The organism is Streptomyces chengmaiensis, from assembly GCF_029846775.1.
Lineage (GTDB): Bacteria > Actinomycetota > Actinomycetes > Streptomycetales > Streptomycetaceae > Streptomyces > Streptomyces chengmaiensis.
In genome coordinates, this window is the sequence record NZ_JARWBG010000121.1 from 1 (window position 1) to 3390 (window position 3390).

A 3390-nucleotide genomic window follows, 5' to 3' on the forward strand; every position below is an offset into this window, starting at 1 on the left:
CGCCCGCGCGCCGCCTCTACCGGCCCTCCGGCGTCGGCGGGCTCGACCGCCGCGTGCCCGGCGGAGGCGCTGCCGCCCGCCGCCGGCGCGCGCCCACTGCCGTGCGCCGGGCCCCGTACGCACGGCACTGGGCCGAGCGACTCCTGCCTGGCAGAGGCTGCGGCATATGCACGATGTCGTCGAACCGATGCCGAGCGCCGCATAGTGGAACCGAGGGGCGAGTGCCCGCGTTCTCAGTGCAAGGGGCGGCCCCGGCCGCAAAGGAGGCGTCGACAATGACGACACGTACGAAGATCGTGATCGGGGGAGTGGCCGTCGGCCTGCTCCTGTGGCCGCTGATCGGTTTCTGGTTCTCGCTGCTGGTGGTGGTCGGTGTCCCGACCGTCGCGTACTTCATGCTGGACCCCGGCCAGCGCCGCAGGCTGCGCAGGGTCTCCCGCAAGGAGATCGGCCGCTGACCGGCCCGGCGGCATGACCGCTCCGGCGGTCCTCCACGCCGGCTGCGGCGGGATGCGAGCGGGGAGCGAGACAGTCACGACATCAACCGCCCGCGGACCTGTCGCCCACGACGGTCCGCGGGCGACGTGCTCAGGCCGGGCGCGTCGCGATCCCGTCCAGGGCATGGAGGAGCTGCGGCAGCTCGGGGCCGCGCCCCACGGGCAGCACCTCGCAGGGCTCCTCGTCCAGCAGGACGAAGGCGATGTCGTCGGTCCTGGCGACCATGGACCAGCCGGGGCCGTCCACCCGCAGCATGCGCGCCCCGCCCGGGGCGAAGCTCGACCGCACCCGTCCGGGCGGAGGGGGCGAGTCCAGGTAGCCCCGGGCCTCCTCGAGCGCCCGCCGCACGCCTTCTGGCTGCGCCGTCCGTCCCTCCTCGGGCGTGTCCGGGGAGGCGAACGTCTCGTCGTCGTCCATCTGCCCCCGCCACTGCGCCCACTGCTGAGCGACCTCGTCCGCTCCCAGCCGCCGCTGTGCGGCCCCCCACGCATCACTGCCGGGCGGGGAGAGAGGCGGCCGGCCGCCCTCCTCGGGCGACGGGTCGTGCGGGGCGGGCACCCCGGGCGCGGCCACCGCGACCGCCAGCGGCCAGCCGGGGAGCACGGCTGCCACGGTGCGCTCGCCGGGAGACAGCTCGTGCTCCATGCCGCAGTCCCAGGCGGCGATCGCCACCGCGACCAGCGAGACGTCGTCCACGACGACCGTCCAGCGGGCGCCGTCCGCATCCTGGCCGAGCACCAGCCCGTACCCCTCCGCGTACGGCTCCAGGTCGAGCGCCGCGCACGCGGCCGGGAAGTCGTCGCCGAGGACGCTGGGGAACTGCGCGGGTGTCAGCAGCACCGCGGTCAGCACATACAGCGCGTCCTCGTCGTCGACGACGGCGTCGTCCGTCCCCGCCACGGCACCCTCCTGCAGCTGCTCGGATCGTGTCGGCGCACCCTAACGAGTGGGTAACCCGGTCGTCGAGGGTTTGCGGGCTTCCCGGTTGCGGACCCGCGGCCTTCGGCCGCGCGGCCACCGCCCGGCTCAGCTCTGCCGGACGGCCAGCGCCAGGAAGCGGGCGTCCTCGTCCGCGTACGACGTCATCCGCCAGCCGGAGCCCGCCAGCAGCGGGGCTAGATTGCCCTCCGCCCGCAGATCGTCGTCGCTGAGCCGCCGGCCCTGGCGGGCCGCGAGGGCCGCCCTGCCGACGGGGTGGAAGAGCGCGAGCGTGCCGTTCGGCCGCACGACGCGGGCGAGCTCGCGCAGACCGTCCGCCGGGTGCGGCAGATGAGAGATCAGCCCCGCGGCGAAGACCGCGTCCAGGCAGCCGGTGCGCAGCGGCAGGCGTACGACGTCGGCGAGGACCGGCAGCCCGCTGTCCGACCGGCCGGCGCGCACCGCCTGCCGCAGCATCGCCGGGGTGAGGTCCACCCCGAGGACCGTGCCGCGTGGCCCCACGGCGGAGCGCAGCGGGGGCAGCGCCCGTCCCGTGCCGCAACCCGCGTCGAGGACGGCGTCTCCGGGACGCAGACCCAGCTCGGCGACGGCGGCCGCATAGGCGGGCCCGTCGTCGGGGAACCGGCTGTCCCAGTCCGCGGCGCGGGCGCTGAAGAACTCCTGCACAGAGGTGTGGTCATCGGCCATAGGGTCATGATCCCCCGGATGAGCCCCGCATACGGACACCTGTGCCCCACAGCGCCGGCACGTCGTGCACAACCTCACACGAACGTTCGGTGTGCGCGTTCGAGCACTGCACGGTCGTTCTGAAGCATCTCTCTGTCATATTCCATCAGCTTTCGAAATGCGCTCTTGTGTGCGCCCCCTGCGCCCTAGCGTCCCTGGGCCATGGGACATCTGGACCACGCGGCCTTCGGCTTGCTGACACCCGCGCTGTCGTACGCGATGGCCGTGATCGGCGCCGCCCTCGGGCTGCGCTGCACCGTGCGAGCACTGGCGGCAAGCGGCCGCTCGCGCCGCAACTGGCTGGTCACGGCAGCCTCGGCGATCGGAACCGGCATCTGGACCATGCACTTCGTCGCCATGCTCGGCTTCGCCGTCCGGGGCGCCGACATCCGCTACAACGTGCCGCTGACCCTGCTGAGCCTGCTCGTCGCCATGCTGGTCGCAGGGGTCGGGGTCTTCTGCGTGGGCTACGGCCGGGACCGTGTCCGCGCCCTGCTCGTGGGCGGACTGAGCACCGGACTCGGCGTGGCCGGCATGCACTACCTGGGCATGGCCGCACTGCGCCTGCACGGCTCGATCAGCTATGACCCCGCTCTTGTGGCGCTGTCCGCGGCGATCGCGGTCGTCGCCGCCACCGCCGCGCTCTGGGCGGCCCTCAACATCAGGTCGGCCGTCGCGGTGGCCGTCGCCTCCCTCGTCATGGGCGCCGCGGTCAGCAGCATGCACTACACCGGGATGCTGGCGGTCAGCGTGGACGTCGTCCCCTCCCGGGACGCGCTGCCCGGGGCCACGGCGATGCAGTTCATCTTCCCCCTCGCCGTCGGCCTCGGGTCGTACCTCTTCGTCACCTCGGCGTTCGTCGCACTCTCCCCGACCGAGCGCGAACGGACCGCCTACGCCTTCGCCGAGCGCCGCTCCGAGGAGGCCGGGGACTCCTCCCGGAACGATTCCGCCCCGCGCGGCTCCGCCCCGCGCGATCCCGGGGTCCACAGCCCCTCCGGGCGGCCGGACACCCATGCCTCGGCGCCGCAGCACACCCCCGCCCGCTGACGGTCCCGGCCCCGAGGCCCGCACCCACAGCCGGAACGCCCCCGGCGCCCCCGGAACGAGGAGGCCATGCGCACACCCCGCAGGACACCGGGCGAGGACACCACACGCCCGCAGGACCCCAAGCCGCCCACCGCGCCGCCCACCGCGCCGCCCGCCCGCGGCCGCCGCGCGCACGCC

The 3390-nt window shown here is 74.5% G+C and carries 4 protein-coding genes; 2 read left to right on the forward strand and 2 right to left on the reverse strand.

What is annotated here, in order from left to right; translation table 11 throughout:
• Positions 1-275 precede the first annotated feature (275 nt).
• On the forward strand, positions 276-458 hold the full coding sequence (locus tag QCN29_RS36570; protein WP_279933566.1) for a hypothetical protein: 183 nt from the start codon (positions 276-278) through the stop codon (positions 456-458).
• A 130-nt stretch (positions 459-588) separates the two neighbouring features.
• Here QCN29_RS36570 and QCN29_RS36575 read toward each other — a convergent pair whose 3' ends face one another.
• Both QCN29_RS36575 and QCN29_RS36580 read right to left on the reverse strand, forming a co-directional pair.
• Positions 589-1398, reverse strand: coding sequence for a hypothetical protein (locus tag QCN29_RS36575; RefSeq protein WP_279933567.1), 810 nt, complete (start codon positions 1396-1398; stop codon positions 589-591).
• A 126-nt stretch (positions 1399-1524) separates the two neighbouring features.
• Positions 1525-2124 carry a class I SAM-dependent methyltransferase gene (locus QCN29_RS36580; RefSeq protein ID WP_279933568.1) on the reverse strand — a complete coding sequence of 200 codons (600 nt, stop codon included), beginning with the start codon at positions 2122-2124 and terminating at the stop codon, positions 1525-1527.
• Between the two features lie 201 nt (positions 2125-2325).
• Here QCN29_RS36580 and QCN29_RS36585 point away from each other — a divergent pair, with 201 nt between their 5' ends.
• Complete coding sequence (locus QCN29_RS36585; protein WP_279933569.1) at positions 2326-3213, forward strand: MHYT domain-containing protein; 888 nt, start codon at positions 2326-2328, stop codon at positions 3211-3213.
• The last annotated feature ends 177 nt before the right edge of the window (positions 3214-3390 follow it).